This window comes from Nonomuraea cavernae, assembly GCF_014646355.1.
In the GTDB taxonomy this organism is placed as follows: domain Bacteria; phylum Actinomycetota; class Actinomycetes; order Streptosporangiales; family Streptosporangiaceae; genus Nonomuraea; species Nonomuraea cavernae.
This window is the reverse complement of record NZ_BMNH01000004.1, coordinates 314,572-332,025: the sequence shown is the minus strand read 5'-3', so window position 1 is coordinate 332,025 and position 17,454 is coordinate 314,572. Positions and strand designations below refer to the sequence as shown.

At 72.7% G+C, this 17,454-nt stretch carries 16 protein-coding genes; 11 read left to right on the top strand and 5 right to left on the bottom strand.

All coding sequences use genetic code 11. The features are described from left to right. The first annotated feature begins 283 nt into the window (after nucleotides 1-283). The gene (locus IEY82_RS10860; RefSeq protein WP_189123894.1) at nucleotides 284-748 is read left to right on the top strand and encodes a hypothetical protein; all 465 of its coding nucleotides are present in this window, start codon (nucleotides 284-286) and stop codon (nucleotides 746-748) included. 42 nt (nucleotides 749-790) lie between these two features. Here IEY82_RS10860 and IEY82_RS10855 read toward each other — a convergent pair whose 3' ends face one another. Further along, the gene (locus IEY82_RS10855) at nucleotides 791-1,252 is read right to left on the bottom strand and encodes a flavin reductase family protein (protein ID WP_225262618.1); all 462 of its coding nucleotides are present in this window, start codon (nucleotides 1,250-1,252) and stop codon (nucleotides 791-793) included. Nucleotides 1,253-1,605: 353 nt separating this feature from the next. Between IEY82_RS10855 and IEY82_RS10850 the strand changes: the two genes are divergently transcribed. From IEY82_RS10850 to IEY82_RS10825, 6 genes are all read left to right on the top strand, one after another. After that, a complete protein-coding gene (locus IEY82_RS10850) occupies nucleotides 1,606-2,385 on the top strand; it encodes an ABC transporter permease (protein ID WP_225262616.1) in 780 nt (259 codons plus the stop codon). 15 nt (nucleotides 2,386-2,400) lie between these two features. Further along, on the top strand, nucleotides 2,401-3,441 hold the full coding sequence (locus tag IEY82_RS10845; RefSeq protein WP_189123891.1) for a taurine ABC transporter substrate-binding protein: 1,041 nt from the start codon (nucleotides 2,401-2,403) through the stop codon (nucleotides 3,439-3,441). Continuing rightward, complete coding sequence (locus tag IEY82_RS10840; RefSeq protein ID WP_189123890.1) at nucleotides 3,425-4,234, top strand: ABC transporter ATP-binding protein; 810 nt, start codon at nucleotides 3,425-3,427, stop codon at nucleotides 4,232-4,234. The genes IEY82_RS10845 and IEY82_RS10840 overlap by 17 nt, the downstream gene beginning before the upstream one ends. Then, nucleotides 4,234-5,313 (top strand): LLM class flavin-dependent oxidoreductase, encoded by a 1,080-nt coding sequence (locus IEY82_RS10835; RefSeq protein ID WP_189123889.1) that lies wholly within the window; start codon nucleotides 4,234-4,236, stop codon nucleotides 5,311-5,313. The genes IEY82_RS10840 and IEY82_RS10835 overlap by 1 nt, the downstream gene beginning before the upstream one ends. A gap of 87 nt (nucleotides 5,314-5,400) precedes the next feature. Beyond that, nucleotides 5,401-5,874, top strand: coding sequence for a class I SAM-dependent methyltransferase (locus IEY82_RS10830; protein WP_229697570.1), 474 nt, complete (start codon nucleotides 5,401-5,403; stop codon nucleotides 5,872-5,874). A gap of 25 nt (nucleotides 5,875-5,899) precedes the next feature. Continuing rightward, entirely contained in the window at nucleotides 5,900-6,688 is a 789-nt protein-coding gene (locus tag IEY82_RS10825; protein WP_189123888.1) for an SDR family NAD(P)-dependent oxidoreductase, read from the top strand. Between the two features lie 125 nt (nucleotides 6,689-6,813). Here IEY82_RS10825 and IEY82_RS10820 read toward each other — a convergent pair whose 3' ends face one another. Then, nucleotides 6,814-7,284 carry a PPOX class F420-dependent oxidoreductase gene (locus IEY82_RS10820; RefSeq protein WP_189123887.1) on the bottom strand — a complete coding sequence of 157 codons (471 nt, stop codon included), beginning with the start codon at nucleotides 7,282-7,284 and terminating at the stop codon, nucleotides 6,814-6,816. Between the two features lie 54 nt (nucleotides 7,285-7,338). Beyond that, entirely contained in the window at nucleotides 7,339-8,451 is a 1,113-nt protein-coding gene (locus IEY82_RS10815; RefSeq protein WP_225262614.1) for a PP2C family protein-serine/threonine phosphatase, read from the bottom strand. A 241-nt stretch (nucleotides 8,452-8,692) separates the two neighbouring features. On the opposite strand from IEY82_RS10815, the gene IEY82_RS10810 reads away from it, so the two are divergent. From IEY82_RS10810 to IEY82_RS10800, 3 genes are all read left to right on the top strand, one after another. After that, a complete protein-coding gene (locus IEY82_RS10810) occupies nucleotides 8,693-9,235 on the top strand; it encodes a hypothetical protein (protein ID WP_189123886.1) in 543 nt (180 codons plus the stop codon). Between the two features lie 82 nt (nucleotides 9,236-9,317). Next, nucleotides 9,318-10,226 carry a siderophore-interacting protein gene (locus tag IEY82_RS10805; RefSeq protein WP_225262612.1) on the top strand — a complete coding sequence of 303 codons (909 nt, stop codon included), beginning with the start codon at nucleotides 9,318-9,320 and terminating at the stop codon, nucleotides 10,224-10,226. A gap of 92 nt (nucleotides 10,227-10,318) precedes the next feature. Continuing rightward, the gene (locus tag IEY82_RS10800) at nucleotides 10,319-11,341 is read left to right on the top strand and encodes an ABC transporter substrate-binding protein (protein WP_189123885.1); all 1,023 of its coding nucleotides are present in this window, start codon (nucleotides 10,319-10,321) and stop codon (nucleotides 11,339-11,341) included. A gap of 69 nt (nucleotides 11,342-11,410) precedes the next feature. Here IEY82_RS10800 and IEY82_RS10795 read toward each other — a convergent pair whose 3' ends face one another. Then, nucleotides 11,411-12,391 (bottom strand): ABC transporter substrate-binding protein, encoded by a 981-nt coding sequence (locus tag IEY82_RS10795; protein ID WP_225262610.1) that lies wholly within the window; start codon nucleotides 12,389-12,391, stop codon nucleotides 11,411-11,413. Nucleotides 12,392-12,524: 133 nt separating this feature from the next. Next, nucleotides 12,525-13,721, bottom strand: a complete 1,197-nt coding sequence (locus IEY82_RS10790; protein ID WP_189123884.1) for a cytochrome P450 — start codon at nucleotides 13,719-13,721, stop codon at nucleotides 12,525-12,527. Nucleotides 13,722-14,056: 335 nt separating this feature from the next. Between IEY82_RS10790 and IEY82_RS10785 the strand changes: the two genes are divergently transcribed. Further along, nucleotides 14,057-17,353 (top strand): glucodextranase DOMON-like domain-containing protein, encoded by a 3,297-nt coding sequence (locus tag IEY82_RS10785; RefSeq protein WP_189123883.1) that lies wholly within the window; start codon nucleotides 14,057-14,059, stop codon nucleotides 17,351-17,353. The last annotated feature ends 101 nt before the right edge of the window (nucleotides 17,354-17,454 follow it).

Sequence of the window (17,454 nt, the reverse complement as noted above, 5' to 3'; positions counted from 1 at the left end):
GTACACCGCGCCCACCTCCCGGAGCAGGCCGACCCGGTGGGCGTCGTCCAGGAAGTATGAGCGCCAGGCCGCCCATGCCCACCACGACCACCCGCCAGCGCGATCCGCCCCCTGCCGCCATGCCGCCCCCTCATTCGCTCACGTCCCCTCGGTAGGTCGTGCGGAACGCCGCGACTGTGACCGACCGCCTTCTCGAAGGCGGCCCGGCGGTTGAAGGTCGTTGAGCCACAGGGGCCCTTATGCTGATCATGATCGCCTGCCTGCGACGGTGGAGGAGCCGCTGATGACCGCCGACCCCACGATGACCCGGATCGGCCAGGGCGTGGAGTTACATCACCACCAGGGCCGGCGTGAGGCGGCTCGCGAGCTGTTCGCGCAGATCTGGGACGACATCGGCGGCGAGCAGGGCGACCCACTGCATGTGTGCGTCCTTGCCCACTCGATGGCCGACGTGCAGGACGACGCGCACCAGGAGCTGATGTGGGATCTGCGAGCGCTCGCCGCCGTCGGCCTGATCACCGATGAGCGGGTGGCCCAGGCCGGGGTGCCGCTTTCGGTGGCCGGCCTGTATCCGTCGTTGCACCTGAACCTGAGTGAGTGCTATCGCAAGCTGGGCGATCTCGGCCGCGCCCGTGAGCACCTCCAGCAGGCGCGGGACGGGATCGGCGCGCTTGCCGACGACGACTATGGACAGCTCATCAAGGACGGCCTGAAGCGGGTGGCCGAACAGCTGGGCGAGACCGGCTGACCGCGCGCCCAGGCGAGTAGATCCGGTCGATCCGCCGCATGGTCAGTGGGGCGATCCGCCACGCCCGCCCACCGTTGCCGACCCGTCACGAGGCCGCGCGAGCGAGGGCGGCCGCGGGTGGGCCACGAAGCGGCCGAAGCCGCCCTGGTGGTAGAGCAGCGGACGGCCGGGGGTGTACACCGTCGCCTCGGCGACCAGGCCCACCACGAGGATGTGGTCGCCCACGTCGACGGTCTGGTCGGGAAGGCAGACGAGGTGGGCGGACACGTCCTGCAGCAGGGGCGCGCCCAGGGGGCCGGGCCGCCACCGGGTGGGCTCGGCGAACCGGTCGATGTCCTTGCGCGCGAACCTGGCCGCCAGTTCGGCCTGGTCGCTGGCCAGGATGTTGACGGCGAAGTGGTCGGCCGAGCGCAGCCAGGGCCAGGTCGTGGAGAACCGGTCGACGTAGACGGGGCGGGCGACGGGGCGGGCGACTCGGGCGGCGGCAGGTCTGATCTTGATCACGGAAGATTCCTCCAGGGAAGACGCGCCGGCACCCGGCGCGCAATGGAAGGAGCTCGGGTCGGGGCGTGGCCGGCCGGCCACGCCAGGACGGAGGGGACGGGGGCGGCGCGAGCGCGCCCGCGAGCGGTGAGTGATCAGCGACACTGCGCGCTGGCGACGTGACCGAAGTCCACGTGCTGGCGGCGGATCAGGTAGAGGCCCTGGCTCATACGACCGAAGCTACCAGCCGATCCGGACAAAGGCAACATTTCCTACTCGCTATACATGAAACTTGCACAAGCACGAAGTGGGCTCTACTGTATTCCCTACTAAACAAGTCTCTTTAATCGGTTTTTGTGGGGGTGTGCGGGGCGGTGATCCGCGGCGTCGGGCTTCGCGTGGGAGCCGTGCTCCTGCTGGCCGGGATCTGGTGGGCGGTCGCGGCGGCCCACGTGTGGCCCGAGGTGTTCGTGCCCTCCCCCGGATCGGTCTGGGACCAGCTGTTCCTCACCTCCTCGGTCCGAGACGGCCAGCGCGGCTACAGCGGCCACCTGCTCCACGAGCACCTGCTGGCCAGCCTGCGGCGCATCGGCCTCGGCAGCCTGTACGGCGTGGCAGGCGGCATCGCCCTGGGCCTCGTCATCGGCCTGGTGCCGACGGTGCGGGCGCTGCTCGGGCCGCTGGTCACCTTCGTGCGCACGCTCCCCCCGCTGGCGTACTTCAGCCTCCTGATCATCTGGTTCGGCATCGACGAGACCCCGAAGGTCACGCTGCTGTTCGTCGCCGCGCTGCCGCCCGTGGCGGTGGCGACCGCCGAGGCGGTGCGCGGGGTGCACGAGGACTACCTGCACGCGGCCCGCTCGCTGGGGGCCAGGAGATGGCAGTTGCCCTTCCAGATCGTGCTGCCCTCCGCCCTGCCGGAGGTGATCACCGGCATCCGGGTCGCCGTCGGGGTCGCGTACACCACCGTGGTGGCCGCCGAGACGGTCAACGGAGTGCCCGGCATCGGCGGCATGATCCGGGACGCCCAGCGCTACAACCAGACCGACGTGGTGATCCTCGGGCTGCTCGTCATCGGCGCCTCGGGCCTGCTCATCGACGCTCTTCTGCAACTCACCGCGCGCCTGCTCGTGCCGTGGCGCGGCAAGGCCTGAAGGAAGGCAACGCACATGAAACACCGCCTCATCCCAGCACTCGCCCTGGTCCTGGGCCTGGCCGCGTGCTCCTCGGGCACCGGCGCGACACAGGCGGGCGTCTCCGCCTCCGGCCCCGGCGGCGCGCCCAAGGAGATCCGGATCGGCTACCAGCTGATCCCCAACGGCGACCTGATCGTCAAGGACCAGCGGTGGCTGGAGGAGGCCCTGCCGGACACCACGATCACCTGGACCAAGTTCGACTCGGGCGGCGACGTGAACACCGCGATGGTGGCCGGCAGCATCGACATCGGGCTGGCCGGCAGCGCCCCCGTCACCCGGGGGCTGTCCGCGCCGCTCGACATCCCGTACAAGGTGCCGTGGATCTTCGACGTGATCGGCGAGAACGAGGCGCTGGTGGCCCGGCAGGCCGGTTCCGTCCAGGAGCTGAAGGGCAAGAAGGTGGCGGCCCCGTTCTCCTCGACGGCGCACTACAGCCTGCTCGCGGCGCTGCAGGACGCCGGGCTGGCCGAGGCCGACGTGACCGTCATCGACCTGGAGCCGCCGGACATCCAGGCCGCCTGGGCGCGCGGCGACATCGACGCCGCCTACACCTGGACGCCGGTGCTCGGCGAGCTGCGCAAGACCGGCAAGGTGCTGGTCACCAGCAAGGACCTGGCCGCCAAGGGCAAGCTGACCGCCGACCTCGCGGTGGTCCGCGACCAGTTCGCCACGACCTACCCCGAGGCCCTGCGCACCTGGCTGGCGCAGCAGGACCGCGCGGTCAAGCTGGTGCGCTCCGACAAGCAGGCCGCCGCCGCGGCGGTGGGACGCCAGCTCAACCTCGATCCCGCCGAGGCCGCCGAGCAGATCGACGAGCTCGTCCTGCTCGACGGCAAGGAGCAGGCCGGCCCCGACTACCTGGGCACGCCGGAGCAGCCGGGCGCCCTGGCCCAGAACCTGCGCAGCACGGCCGAGTTCCTCAGGTCGCAGAACAAGCTCCCGTCGGTCCCCGAGCTCACGGTGTTCCAGCAAGGCCTGGCCACCGAGGAACTGCGTGATGCGTTCGCCGGATGAGCCACTCGCCGTGCGGCTCAGCGGCGTCTCCCTCGTGTACGGCTCACGCGGCCGGTTCCCACGACGCGGCGGCAACCCCGTCGAGGCGCTGCGCGACATCGACGCCACGGTCGGCATCGGCGAGTTCGTGACGATCGTGGGACCGTCCGGCTGCGGCAAGAGCACCCTGCTGCGGCTGGTGGCGGGCTTCGCCTTCCCGACCGGCGGGCAGGTCGCCGTGTCGGGGGTCCCGGTGACGGGGCCGGGGCCGGACCGGGGCGTGGTGTTCCAGCAGCCGAGGCTGTTCCCGTGGCTCAGCGTCCGGCGCAACGTCGAGTTCGGGCCGCGCATGGCCGGGATGCCCGCCGTCCGGCGCCGCGAGCGCGCCGCCGAGCTGCTGGAGCTGGTCGGGCTCTCCGACTCCGCCGGACGGCGGCCGTACGAGCTGTCGGGCGGCATGCAGCAGCGGGCGGCCATCGCCCGCGCGCTCGCCCCCGACCCGGCGATCCTGCTGATGGACGAGCCGTTCGCGGCCCTTGACGCGCTCACCCGCGAGCGCCTCCAGGAGGAGATCCGCGGGATCTGGCAGACCACCGGCAAGACCGTGCTGTTCGTCACGCACAGCGTCGACGAGGCCGTCTACCTCGGCACCCGGATCCTCGTCCTCAGCAGGCGGCCCGGCCGGCTCGTCCTCGACCAGGCCTCCGACCTGCCACTGGCCTCTGACCCGCACACCCATCCCGCGTTCACGAGCGTGCGGGAGACCATAGCGGCAGCCGTACGGCGATCCGCGTCCGACGAAGAGGTGACCTGATGCGCTACCACTGGTTCCTGCCGACGACCGGCGACGGCCACGACGTCCGATCCGCCATCACGACCACCGACAGCTTCCGCCCGGCCGCGCGGGCAGCCACCGTGACGTACCTGACCCAGGTGGCCAGGGCCGCCGAGGAGGCGGGCTTCGAGGCGGCTCTCACGCCGGTCGGGGCCGGCTGCCCCGACCCGTGGATCGTCTGCGCGGCGCTCAGCCAGCACACCGAACGGCTGAGGATGCTGGTCGCCTTCCGCACCGGCTACACCCTGCCGACTCTGCTCGCCCAGCAGGCGCAGGCGTTCCAGCAGGTCTCCGGCGGGCGGTTGCTGCTGAACGTCGTCACCGGCGGCGACCCGGTCGAGCAGCGCTCCTACGGCGACTTCCTGGACCACGACGCCCGCTACGGCCGAACCGACGAGTTCCTCGACGTGCTGCGACGCACCTGGGCCGGCGAGCCGTTCGACCACCGGGGCGAGCACTACCACGTCGAGGCGGGCGGGCTGGCCGAGCCGCTCGACCCGGCGCCCGACGTCTACTTCGGCGGCGCCTCCCCTGCCGCCGAGCGGGTCGCCGCCCGCCGCGCGGACGTGGCCCTCATGTGGGGCGAGCCACCCCAGGCCGTGGCCACGCGCATCGCCCGCCTGCGCGACCTGGCCGCCTCCCTGGGCCGCGCGCCGCGCTTCGGGCTGCGCGTGCACGTCATCGCCCGTGACACCACCGCCGAGGCCTGGGCCGAGGCCGACCGCCTGCTCGCCGACATGGATCCGGCCCGCATCGCCGAGGCGCAGCGCCGCTTCGCCCGCTTCGACTCGGTCGGGCAGCGCCGCATGGTCGACCTGCACGCGGGAGGCACCCGCGACCTGGAGATCCACCCCGGCCTGTGGGCGGGGGTCGGCCTGGTCCGCGAGGGCGCCGGCACCGCCCTGGTCGGCTCGTACGACGAGGTCGCGGCGCTGCTGCGGGAGTACGCGGCGCTGGGCGTGGAGGAGTTCATCCTGTCGGGGTGGCCGCACCTGGAGGAGGCGTACCGGGTCGGCGAGTACGTCCTCCCCCGCCTGCAACGCCTCGCGGTCGCCTGACGGTCCGGCTGACCGGCCACCGCCGGCGGGACTATCGTCCTCGGCTGCGGCCCAGGCCGCGTCACCGCGCGTTTACAGTCTCTCGGGGTGAACGCTTTCGGCATCGACCTTTCGCCGGAGATGGTCGCCGTCGCGCGCCGAAGCCATCCGGATCTGCGGTTCGAAGAGGGCTCCATGACCGCTCTGGACCTGGCGGACGCGGCTGTCGGCGGTGCCGTCGCCTGGTATTCGACCGTCCACACCCCGCCGGAGCTGTTGCCGACGGTGTTCGCCGAGATTCATCGGGTGCTGGCTCCGGGCGGCCACTTCCTGATCGCGTTCAAGGTCGGTGATGAGCGTCGCCACCTCGATCAAGGCTATGGCCACAAGATCTCACTCGATGTCTACTGGATGCCTCCTGAGCACATCGCCGGGCTCCTGCGCGGGGCCGGACTGGTGCTGGACGCTCAGCTGATCCGCGAGCCTGACGAGAGCGAGAAGCCCCGCTCGGGCCGGCAGGCCTTTCTCCTGGCCCACAAACCCCAGGAGCCTTTACCCCGACCGAAACCGATTCTAAGGTGAAGTTCCCATATCAGGAGGGGTGGACGTGGGCGTACTCGCGGGCAAGGTGGCCGTCGTGACCGGGGCGAGCAGGGGGATCGGAGCCGCCATCGCGACCCTGTTCGCCGCCGAGGGAGCGCGGGTGGTGGCCGCCGCCCGGACCTTCGAACAGGGACAGAGCCGCCTGGAGGGGACGCTGGCCGACACCGTCGCGAAGATCGAGGCCGACGGCGGCACCGCCTTCGCCCAGCCGGCCGACCTGTCGCGGCCGGAGGACCGCCAGGCGCTGGTCGAGGCCGCCGAGAGCCGCTACGGTCCGGTGGACGTGCTGGTCAACAACGCGGCCGTCACCTACTTCACCCCGGTGACGGACTTCACCGACCGGCGCTACGAGCTGATGTTCGAGGTGCAGGTGAAGGCGCCGTTCCAGCTGTCGCGGCTGGTCGCGCCGGGCATGCGCGAACGCGGCCGGGGGTGGATCCTGAACATCTCCTCGATCGCCGCGCGGCACCCCGACTTCCCGCCGGGCCCGTACGCGGCGCTCGGCGGGACGGTGTACGGCATGTGCAAGGCGGCGCTGGAGAGGTTCACCACGGGTCTCGCCGCCGAGCTCTACGCCGACGGCGTCGCGGTCAACGCCCTGTCACCCAACGGGATCGTCCCGACGCCGGGCACCCTCTTCCACCATCTGACGTCGGTGGACGCCCCGGACAACGAGCCGCCCTCGGTCATGGCGGACGCCGCCCTCGCGCTCTGCCACCGGCCCGCCGCCGAGCTCACCGGCCGGATCGCGTACTCGCAGGATCTGCTGGCGGAGCTGGCCGACCGGCGCTGACCGGCGCGGCCGGCGGGACCGGGGGCGACGAAACCGGCCGGGGACCCGGCACGCGCACACCGCGCACACCGCGCACACCGGACACGCCGGGCACGCCGGGCGAACCGGGCCCTGACCGGCGCGGGTCAGGCGGGCGGGGCGAGGCCGGGCGGGAAGCCGCCGGTCGCGATGGGGCCCCAGCGGTCGATGTGGATGCGGATCAGCGACTTGTCCTGGCGCCGCATGGCGGCACGGTACTCGTCCCAGTCGGGATGCTCCCCGGCGATGGACCGGTAGTAGTCGACCAGCGCGTCGAGGGCGGCGGGCATGTCCAGCACCTCGGCGCGCCCGTCGACCTGGACGTAGGGGCCGTCCCAGTCGTCGGACAGCACGCAGATCGAGGCCCGTTCGTCACGCCGGGCGTTGCGCGTCTTGGCCCGCGCGGGATAGGTGGACACCACGATCCGGCCGTGGTCGTCGACGCCGCACGAGACGGGTGAGAGCTGGGGCCGCCCGTCCTGGCGGGCGGTGGCCAGCAGGCCCCGGTGCCTGGGGCGCAGGAACTCGAGGAGGTCGGGCAGGTCGACGCGGCGCGCGGTGGCGATCCTGGGAGCCATAACGGCAGCCTTCCACATCCGCCTCGACCGGCGGCCGTCCGGCGGGCCTCGGACTCACTGAACGGCCCGGCGGGCCGCTCCCCTTCTGCGGATGGTGAGGATGGCGAGGTCGTCGCGCGCCGACGACTCGGTGAAGTCGGACAGGTCGGCGCTCAGGGTCTGGGCGAGCCGCGCGGGCGGGTCGCGGGCCCAGGACCGCAGCCGCTGTGCCAGCGGATAGAACGCGCCGGCGTGGTCGCGGGCCTCGGTGACGCCGTCGGTGCACAGCAGGATGGTGGCCCGTGCCGGGAAGGCGAACCGCGCGACCCGGCGCGGCTCGCGCGACAGTGCGGCCAGGCCGAGAGGCAGGCCCGGCTCTCCGATGCTCGCCTGCCACGCCTGGCCTTCGTGGATCAGATAGGGCGCCATGTGCCCGCAGTCGACGACCTCGGCCCGCCGGCCCGGCCCGACGCCGAGCACGAGGGCGGTGACGAAGCGCTCGAGCTCGCCGGTGCGCGCGACGGACGTGTTCTGCCTCGCCACGGCGCTCTCCAGCGCGTCGACGACGCCGAGGAGCGTGGGCTCGCGGTGGGCCGCCTCCCGGAACGCGCCGAGGACGACGAACGCGGTCCCGATCGCGGTCAGCCCCTTGCCCTGCACGTCGGCGATCAGCACCCGGCTTCCGTACTCGGAGGCGGCGACCTCGTACATGTCGCCTCCGATCATGGTGTCCTCCTCGACCGGCCGGTAGACGCCGTCCACGACGACGTCCGCGGTGCGCAGCGGCAGCGGGCGCAGGATCTGCCGCTGCAGGGCCGACGCCGCCGAACGCAGCCGGCGGATCTCCTCGTCGCGCTGGAGGCGGTAGCGGCAACCGAGCACGCTCACCAGGCCGAACAGGGCGGCGAACCCGGTCGCGAGCAGGTTGCCCGTCAGGTCGCCGCCGAGGTAGGTGACGGACGCCGTCATCACCAGGGTCACCCACACGGAGGCGATGGCCGTCTGCCGCACGGTGCCGAGGCCGGACACGATCGCCGGCAGGAACACCAGCAGCGGCACCAGCCACGCCGCCGAGCCGATGACGAAGTCGAGCCCGACGACGGCCCCGGTGACGACGACGAGCAGGACCGCGAACCTGGCCGGCGTCATGAGGGGGCGCCGCCCGCTCGGCCACCCGGTCTCCCACACGATTTCCCCTCACCCCCGTGGCACTTTTACCCGTGCCGGTCCATCCCCCGCCCGCGAACACCCCCGTTCCGGGCCAAGGACGGCCCATGCCGCGAGGCGTGGCATCCGCCCTGCGGATCGCCGGAATCGCAGGTCAGAGCCGTCCCTGTACCCTGAAGGTCAGGACGCTCGCCGGTCGATCCCGGGCGCTGCCCCCGGGGGACGGCGGGCACGGCTCGCACTCGTGCGGGAGGTGGGGCCGATGCGGCTTCACGATGCACGGCTCACCGGGGCGATGAGCGCGGTCATGCTCGCCGCGGCCCTCGCAGGGTCGCCGGCGGCGATGGCCCGCGCTCCGGATCCGGAGGAGCACGGTACTTCCCAGCAGGAATGCACTCCGCCGCCTCTGCCCGGCAAGGTGGTGGACGTGACCGTGAGCGACCAGCCGTCGGGCGGCAGGCGGATGACCCTGTCGGTCAAGCCCGACCAGGTCCCCGCGGGGACCGTGTCGCTGCGGGTCTACAACAAGGGGCCCGACCTGGCGCACGAGGCCGTCGTGCTGCCGCTGCCGTCCGGGCAGGCCGCCGGGAAGCGGGCGGTCGACTCCCAGGGGCGCGTGGACGAGACGGGAGCCCTCGGTGAGGCGGCGCGCAACTGCGGCGCCGGCGAGGGCGAGGGCATCGCTCCGGGCTCCATGAGCTGGACCACGATGACGCTCCGTCCGGGCCGTTACGAGGTCGTCTGCAACTTCCCCAGCCACTACGGCGCGGGGATGTTCGCCGAACTCGACGCCACCGGACAGTGACCTACGCAACGTTCCAGAAGGATGATCAGTGGGTGCGAAAATGGTCAAGTTAGGTTAGCCTCCCCTAAAAGGAGGCAAAGAATTGACCACGCCTTTTCGCATGTTCAACGTACGGGTGAGCAGGCTGGACCGGCTGAGCCCGTCGTTCCTGCGGGTGACGTTCGCCGGGCCGGATCTGGCCCGGTTCGCCGACAACGGTTACGACCAGCGGATCAAGCTCGTCCTGCCGCTCGCCGAGCACGGCCTGGCCCACCTGCCCATGGGCGCGGACTGGTTCCAGCGCTGGCGGGAGCTGCCCGAGGAGCTGCGCAACCCGTTTCGCACGTACACCGTCCGGGTGGCCCGCCCGCAGGCGTGCGAGGTGGACGTCGACGTCGTGCTGCACGAGGACGACGGCCACAGCGGCCCCGTGGCGCGCTGGGCGGCGAACGCCCGGCAGGGCGACCTCGCGGTCCTGTGCGGACCGAACGCCGACCACCCGGGTGAGCATGGTGGCCTGGAGTTCCGGCCGCTCGCGGAGACGGGACCCGTCCTGCTGGCCGGAGACGAGACGGCCGTGCCCGCCATCGCCTCCGTGCTCGAACGGCTGCCCGCCGGCTGCACGGGCGAGGCGCTGATGGAGGTGCCCTACGCGGCCGACTCGCTCGACGTCCTGACCTCCAGCCAGGTCAAGGTCACCTGGCTGCCCAGGGACGGCGCCGAACGCGGGAGCCTGCTCCGGCCCGCCGTGGCCGCCGCCGCCGACCGGCTGCTCCCCGCGCCGGCCGCCCCGGACCCCGCGCGGAACGGGTTCCGGGACGTGGACGTGGACGTGGAGGAGCTCTGGGAGGTGCCGCAGGAGGAGCGGCCACCCGGCCCGCTCTACGCCTGGCTGGCCGGCGAGGCGTCGATCATCAGGGCGCTGCGGCGGCACCTGGTCGCCGAGCGGGGCATGGACCGCCGCTCGGTGGCCTTCATGGGGTACTGGCGCCTCGGCCGTGCCGAGCTCTGACCGGCCGCCGGCCTCCCGCCGTGGCCGGGCGCTCCGAGTCGGGAAGACGAAACCGTTTCATCGGGCGAGAGCCCTGTGGTCGAGGAGAGAACATGGCCCACCCCCCACGACGCCGCCTCATGGCCATGGGCGTCGCCGCCCTCATCGGCGTCGCCGCCTGTGGCGGCACGTCCGCGCCGCCCGCTGCCGCTCCGTCCACGACGGCCCAGCAGACCGCCTGGACCTGGACCGACGACCGCGGCAAGAACGTCTCCACGCCGCGGCGACCGCAACGCGTGGTGGCGCAGTCGGGAGCGGCGGCCGCGCTCTGGGACTTCGGCGTGCGGCCCGTCGCGGTGTTCGGCCCGCACAAGCTCAAGGACGGCGGCCGCGATCCGGAGGTGGGCGAGGTCGACATCGCCACGGTCGAGTCGATCGGCAACGTCTGGGGCGAGTTCAACGTCGAGAAGTACGCCTCGCTCCAGCCGGACCTGCTGGTCGCGGGCATGTACCAGCCCAACACCCTGTGGTACGTGCCCGAGGAGTCGGCCACGACGATCGACCAGATCGCTCCGTCGGTGGGCGTGCAGCTCAGCGGCAAGCCGCTCGTGCAGATCATCGAGCGTTACGGCGAGCTGGCCGCGGCCCTGGGCGCCGACCCCCAGGCCGCGCCCGTGACCGAGGCGAAGGCCAGGTTCGAGGCGGCCGGCGCCGCGCTCAGGACACTCGCCGCGGCCAAGCCCGACCTCAAGGTCATGGTCGTCACCGGCACCCCCGAGTCCCTCTACGTCGCCTACCTGCCCGACCACCCCGACCTCTCCTACTTCGGCGAGCTGGGGCTGAACATGGTCTCACCGGCCAAGCCCACCGAGAGCGAGGGCGGCTTCTGGGAGGTGCTCAGCTGGGAGAACGCCGACAAGTACGCGGCCGACGTGATCCTGGTCGACGCGCGCGCCCAGTCGATGAAACCCGCGGAGATGGCCGCGAAGCCGACCTGGGCCAAGCTCCCCGCGGTCAAGGCCGGCCAGGTGTATCCGTGGCACGCGGCCGAGAGGTACAGCCACCTCGGCTACGCCAAGGTCATGGAGGAGCTCAAGGGCCACCTGGAGAAGGCGCGCGACGAAGTCGTCGACTGAGCAACGGCGCGCGAGCGCCCGCCGCCCGAGCGCCCGGCCGGCCGTACCCGCCCCGGGCCGGCTCCGGGATCAGCCCGCGACCACGTTCTTCACGTCCAGCGGGTCCTTGAGGTAGCCGTAGTCGCGCATGAGGTCGGCCACCCGCTGCAGCCTTCTCGCGTCCATCACTTTTCCGGTGGCCATCACGGGAGGGTAGACGCCGAGCCTGGTCTGCGCGGCGCTGTCGGCGTCGATCTTGAGGTAGGTCGGCAGCACCGCCTCGACCTCGGCGCGGTCGCCGGCGGCGCGCTGCCCCGCCGCGATCCCGCGTTGGAAGGCCGCCAGCGTGGCGGGGTTGGCGGCCCTCCATTCGCCGGCGGCCACCCAGCCGCCGACCGGCAGGTCGGCCAGGTTCCCGGTCATGGGGTCGGCGAGCCGGCGCAGCGAGCCGCTCCGCAGCCCGGAGGTGCCCCAGGGCTCGGGCAGCCAGGCGGCGTCGACCACGCCCGCGGCGAGCCGGCGCTCCATCTCCGGGAAGGGAACCTCGATGAATTTGACGTCTTTCTTCGTCAGACCCGCGCCCTTGAGTGTGGCCTCACTGGCGAGCATGCCGATGCCGAACAGGTTGTTGACCGCGATCGACTTGCCCTTGAGCCCGGCCACGGTCCCGATCCGCGAATCGGCCTCGACCATCAGGCCGAAGGCGCCGGGCGCCGCCTGGTACAGGTCCGCGATCACCTTGACGTCCTCGTCGTGCTGCTGGACCAGGAGGGCCGTGACGTAGTCGGCCTGAGTGAGGTCCAGCGCGGCGCTCTTGAGTTGAGGTATCGCCGCGGCGCCGCCCGTGATCATGGTCGCCTTGACCGTCAGTCCCTCCCGCTCGAAGTAGCCCTTGGCCATGGCCAGGTAGAGAGGCGCCGAGTCGGCGCTCGGCACGACGCCCACCGTGATGACGTTCTTCTCGAGCGGAACCTTCTTCGGCGGCGGCTCCGCCGGGCTGCTACAGGCGACCGTCATCACGGACAGGACGAGGGCGGCGACAATTCCTCGGCCACGAGTCACGCGTGTCATCAAACTGGCTCCCCACGTAAGGCGATCACAGCGGCGAAGCGTAGCCGCTGGCGATCATGCCTGATAAAGGAACGTCTTTATTGATGAAATTTCGCGACTTCAGCCGAAATTAAGCCTTTATCGAAATTGTCCGCTACCAGGCGACCTCCAGCGAGGCCAGGCCGTACACGATGTTGAACGAGCGGAACCGCGCCTCGGGACCGGCCAGGCGGAGCCCGGGGAAACGCCGCAGCAGCGCCGGGAAGGCGATCCGCATCTCCATCCGCGCCAGCGGCGCCCCCAGGCAGTGGTGCACGCCGTGACCGAAGGCCACGTGGCCCGGCTCGCCCCGGGTGATGTCCAGCCGGTCGGCGTCGGGCAGCAGCGCCGGGTCGCGGTTGGCGGCGGGCAGCGCGCACGCCACCAGCTCCCCCGGCCCGATGGTCTGGCCGGACAGCTCGACCTCCGTGGTGGTCACCTTGAAGGTGCCGGAGTGGACGATGCTGAGCCAGCGCAGCAGCTCCTCCACCGCGGCGTCGATCCGTTCGGGCTCCTTGCGCAGCAGCTCCAGCTGGTCAGGGTGGCGCAGCAGGGCCAGCGTGCCGAGCGAGAGCATGTTGGACGTGGTCTCGTGCCCCGCCAGCAGCAGCAGGGCGCCGATGCCGATCAGCTCGTTCGACGTCAGCTCGTCGCCGTGCTCGCGCACCAGCATGCCCAGGAGTTCCTCGCCGGGCTCGGCCCGGTTGCGGGCGACGAGCCCGGCCATGTAGGCGCGTGACTCCATCTGCAGCGCCATCCGCTCCTGGATCGGCACCGACATGTCGAGCATCCGGGTCGTACGGTGCTGGAATCCGTCGCGGTCCTCGTACGGCACGCCCAGCAGCTCGCAGATGACCAGCGACGGGATCGGCAGCGCGAACGACGAGACCAGGTCGGCGGGCGGGCCGGCGCTCTCCATCGCGTCCAGGTGCTGCTCGACGATGCTGGTGATGCGCGGCTCCAGCCGGCGCATCCGGCGGATCGTGAACTCCGGTGTCAGCATCCGGCGCAACCGGGTGTGCTCGGGAGGGTCGACGCCCAGCAGATTGCCCGCCCGCAGCACGGCGAGATCCTCCTCGCTCAGCTTCGGCGCTCCGGGCAGCTCCGGGATGCCCCTCTGGGCCAGCCTGAACCGCTCCGCGTCGCCCAGCACCTCGCGCACATCGGCGTGGCGGGTCACCAGCCAGGCCTCGATGCCGAACGGCGTGCGGACGCGGGCCACGCCCTCCTTGTCGCGCAACGCCCCCAGCTCCGGAGCCGGGTCGAACTCACTACGCCGCATGTAGAGCGGCAACGTCTCGGACTCGCTCATGTAGCCCCCCAGGATCGGCTCGTCGTCCCGGCCCCGGAACCGGGGCGGGGCCTTCTCCGCTCTGATCTCTCAGGCTCCACTCTGGCCGCTGCGCCCGAACTCCGCCAGGGGACACCACGAAGCAGCCGGTTCCCGCGCGCCGATCTCGCGGAGTCAGGCCGGGCAGGGTCACGAGCAGGTGAGCCACCGCCGCGGGCCTGACAACCGGATCACCCAGGCGAACCTCCCGGTGACGGCGACCTGACGTGCCGGGTTGACAGGCGTGCCGGGCTGGTCTTCTCTGCAACGAGACGCACGACGTGGGGGCGCGTGCCGGTGCCGAGAGGGAGCATGGCATGCCCACAGCCCGCACTGTCCGCACGGTCCGATCGATCAGGCGGTCCGCCCTCGCCCTGGCCGTCGTGGCGTCGCTGGTCACGGTCCCCGCCGTTCCGGCGGCGGCCGGTGGCCCGGCTCCCGGGGGCCCCGGAGCGGCCTCGCACTTCGGCCTGGCGCGCAAGGACTGCGTGGGCACGGCGACCGGCAGGGCGTCCAAGGTCTGGTACACCGTGGCCGGCGGCGTCCTGTCCGACGTGTACGAACCCACGATCGACAACACCAACGTCGAGACCATGCAGTTCGTCGTCACCGACGGCCGCACGTTCACCGAGCTGCAGGCCCGCGACACCACCTACCAGGTGGCCACCGACAGCTCCGGCATGACCTGCACGGTCACCTCCTCCAGCAGGAACGGCCGCTATCGGCTGACCACCACCTACGTCACCGACCCGGCCGGCGACGCGGTGGTGGTCCGCACCCGGCTCCAGCCGGCCGGACTGCGGCTGTACGTGCGGCTGGACGCGAGCGTGAACGGCAACGGAGGCGGCGGCCCGGCCAACGGCGGCGCCGACAGCGGCGTGGTCGACGGGCACACCGGCGCCCCGGTGATCTCCGACACGAACACCGAGACCTCGGCACCCGCCCGCGACTACGCGGTGCCGACCCACCTGGCGCTGCGCGCGGAGCGGCGGCTGCCGGAGGCGAGCGTCGGCTACGCGAGCACGCCGAGCGACGGCGCCGTGCGGCTGGACGCCGACCGCGCGCTCGCTCCCTACACCTCGGCGCCCGGCGGCAACGTGGTGGCCACCGCCCGGCTGCCGATCGACGCCCGGGGCGAGGTGACGTTCGCGCTCGGCTTCGGCCGCACCGCCGCCGGCGCGCTGCGGACCGCCGGCGACGCCGCCGCCCGCCCGTTCGAGGCCACCCGGGGCCGGTACGAGGCGGGCTGGGCCGCGTACGACGCCGGGCTGCGCAGGCCGCCCGCCGCGCTCGCCGGCCGCTACCGGCTCTCGGCCAACGTGCTGAAGGCCAGCGAGGACAAGACGTTCCCCGGAGCCGTCGTCGCCTCCCTGGCCAGCCCGTGGGGCCAGGCGGTCGGCGCGGGCACCGAGGTCGGCGGCAAGGCCGTCTACTTCGGCTCCTACCGCGAGATCTTCGCCCGCGACCTGTACGCGGCCTTCACCGGTTTCCTGGCCGCCGGGGACCTGGAGACCGCCCGGGCCACGGTCCGGTTCCTGCTGGAGCGCCAGCAGCTGCCCGACGGCCGGCTGCCCCGCAACTCGCTGCTCAACGGCCGGCTCGCGCCCGACTCGGGCGGCGACCAGCTCGACGAGACCGCCTATCCGCTTCTGATGGCCTACCAGGCCGGACTGGCCGGCGACGCCGGGCTCTGGGAGAGCGTGCGCGCCGCCGCCGACTTCCTGGTGGCGCACGGCCCCGAGTTCGGCGTCGAACGCTGGGAGGAGCAGTCGGGCCACTCGCCCTCCACGATCGCCGCCGAGATCGCCGGGCTCGTCGCGGCCGGGGAGATCGCGGACCGGCAGGGCGACCAGGGCCGGGCCAGGCTCTACCGGGCCACCGCCGACCACTTCGCCCGCTCGGTCAAGACATGGACGGTCACCACCACCGGCCCGTACGGCCCCCGCTACTTCCTGCGCCTGTCACGCGCGGGCGACCCCGACGCGGCCGTGTCGTACAACCTGGGCAACGGAGCCCCGGCCGAGGACCAGCGGCGGGTGGTCGACGCGGGCTTCCTGGAGCTGACCCGGCTCGGCGTGCTGCCGCCCACCGACCCGGACGTGCTCGCCAGTCTGGCGGTCGTGGACCGCGTGATCCGGCGCACGACGCCGAACGGGCCCGGCTGGTACCGGTACGGCTCCGACACCGCAGGCACCGAGGACGGCTACGGCGACTGTCACGAGCCCGACCCCACCTCCTGCGCGCCGTCGGGCGCTCCCTGGCCCACCACCAACACCGGCTCCGGGCACCTGTGGCCCGTCCTGTCCGGCGAGCGGGCCGAGCACGCCCTGCAGACCGGCGACACCGGCACGGCCACGTCGCTGCTGACGGCGATGCACGCGATGTCGTCGGGCACCGGCCTGATCCCGGAGCAGGCGTGGGAGAACCCCGGCCTGCCCGCCTCCCCCTACGGCAGCGACCCTGCCACCGCCTCGATCGGGCTGCGCGCCGGTGAGCCGGCCGGCTCGGCGTCGCCTCTCACCTGGGCGCAGGCGCAGGAGCTGCGGCTGATCCTGTCACTCGGCGCCGGCCGCCCGGTCGAACAGCCCGAGGTCGTCCGCCGCCGCTACGCCGACCACGGCCTGCCGCCCGCCGCCGCGCTCGCCGTCACCGCCCCGGCCGACGGCGCCGCGATCACCGGCGCGTCGGTCACGGTCCAGGGCACCACCACGCCCGGCGCGCGGGTCGACATCGCGGCGGCCCCCGTCGACACCGGCGCGCCCGCCCAGGTCGTCTCGGTGCGGGCCGGCTCCGGCGGAGGCTTCACCGCCGAGGCGCCGGTCTCGTTCGGCGAGGTCGTGCTCACCGTGACGGCGAGCGCCGGCGGGCGCACCGCCTATGACCAGCGGACGGTCGTCGGCGACATCGTCGGCGCCACGACCGTGCTGGACGTCGCCGACCCCGACGGCGACGACGACGGCCCCGGCACCTACGCCTATCCGACGGCCGCCGACTTCCGCCCGGGCGCCTTCGACCTGCGCCGGTTCCAGGTCATCACCGACGCGTCCACCGTCTACCTGCGGGCCGAGGTCCGCGACCTCACTCCCACGTTCGGCAACCAGATGGGCGCCCAGTTGCTCGACGTGTACGCCCAGGATCCGGCCGTGGCCGCCCGGTCCACGGATCCGGCGTTCCCGCAGCGCAACCACCGCATCGCCGAGCAGGACGCCTGGACCCAGCGGGTCGAGGCGCAGGGCTTCGCCGCCCCGGTCTGGGTGACCGCCGCCGGGGCCGCCCAGGCCGGCGCCGCCGTACGCTCCTCCGGGACCGCCCGCACGATCACCGTCGCGCTGCCCAGGGCCACGTTCGGCACGCCCGGGCCGGGCTGGCGGTTCGCGGTGGTGCTCACCGGCCAGGACGGGTTCAGCGCCGACCAGGCCAGGGGCTTCGGCGCCACGCCCGAGCCGTACCGGTTCGGCGTCTGCGCGCCCGGCGGCACCGCGCCGCTGTGCTCGTACGATCCGGGCGCCGTGCCCAAGGCGCTCGACGTCATCATCCCGCCCGGACAGTCCCAGGCCGACCTGCTGAACCCCCTCCTCGGCCCGGTCACCCTTCGGGCCGTCACCGTCTCCTGACCGTTCACTCCGACAGCCCTTGACCGCGCCTTGATGGGGCGGACGTGCCCGCGCCGGCGCGGGCACGGACTCGCGCGGTGAGAAGTACGCGCGGCGCTGCC

What these genes read in the sequence shown, in the direction of transcription:
- IEY82_RS10840 (WP_189123890.1), top strand. Translation starts at nt 3,425, where the DNA reads ATGCGTTCGCCGGATGAGCCACTCGCCGTGCGGCTCAGCGGCGTCTCC.
- IEY82_RS10800 (WP_189123885.1), top strand. Translation starts at nt 10,319, where the DNA reads ATGGCCCACCCCCCACGACGCCGCCTCATGGCCATGGGCGTCGCCGCC.
- IEY82_RS10790 (WP_189123884.1), bottom strand. Translation starts at nt 13,721, where the DNA reads ATGAGCGAGTCCGAGACGTTGCCGCTCTACATGCGGCGTAGTGAGTTC.
- IEY82_RS10845 (WP_189123891.1), top strand. Translation starts at nt 2,401, where the DNA reads ATGAAACACCGCCTCATCCCAGCACTCGCCCTGGTCCTGGGCCTGGCC.
- IEY82_RS10795 (WP_225262610.1), bottom strand. Translation starts at nt 12,391, where the DNA reads ATGACACGCGTGACTCGTGGCCGAGGAATTGTCGCCGCCCTCGTCCTG.
- IEY82_RS10820 (WP_189123887.1), bottom strand. Translation starts at nt 7,284, where the DNA reads ATGGCTCCCAGGATCGCCACCGCGCGCCGCGTCGACCTGCCCGACCTC.
- IEY82_RS10785 (WP_189123883.1), top strand. Translation starts at nt 14,057, where the DNA reads ATGCCCACAGCCCGCACTGTCCGCACGGTCCGATCGATCAGGCGGTCC.
- IEY82_RS10810 (WP_189123886.1), top strand. Translation starts at nt 8,693, where the DNA reads ATGCGGCTTCACGATGCACGGCTCACCGGGGCGATGAGCGCGGTCATG.
- IEY82_RS10835 (WP_189123889.1), top strand. Translation starts at nt 4,234, where the DNA reads ATGCGCTACCACTGGTTCCTGCCGACGACCGGCGACGGCCACGACGTC.
- IEY82_RS10860 (WP_189123894.1), top strand. Translation starts at nt 284, where the DNA reads ATGACCGCCGACCCCACGATGACCCGGATCGGCCAGGGCGTGGAGTTA.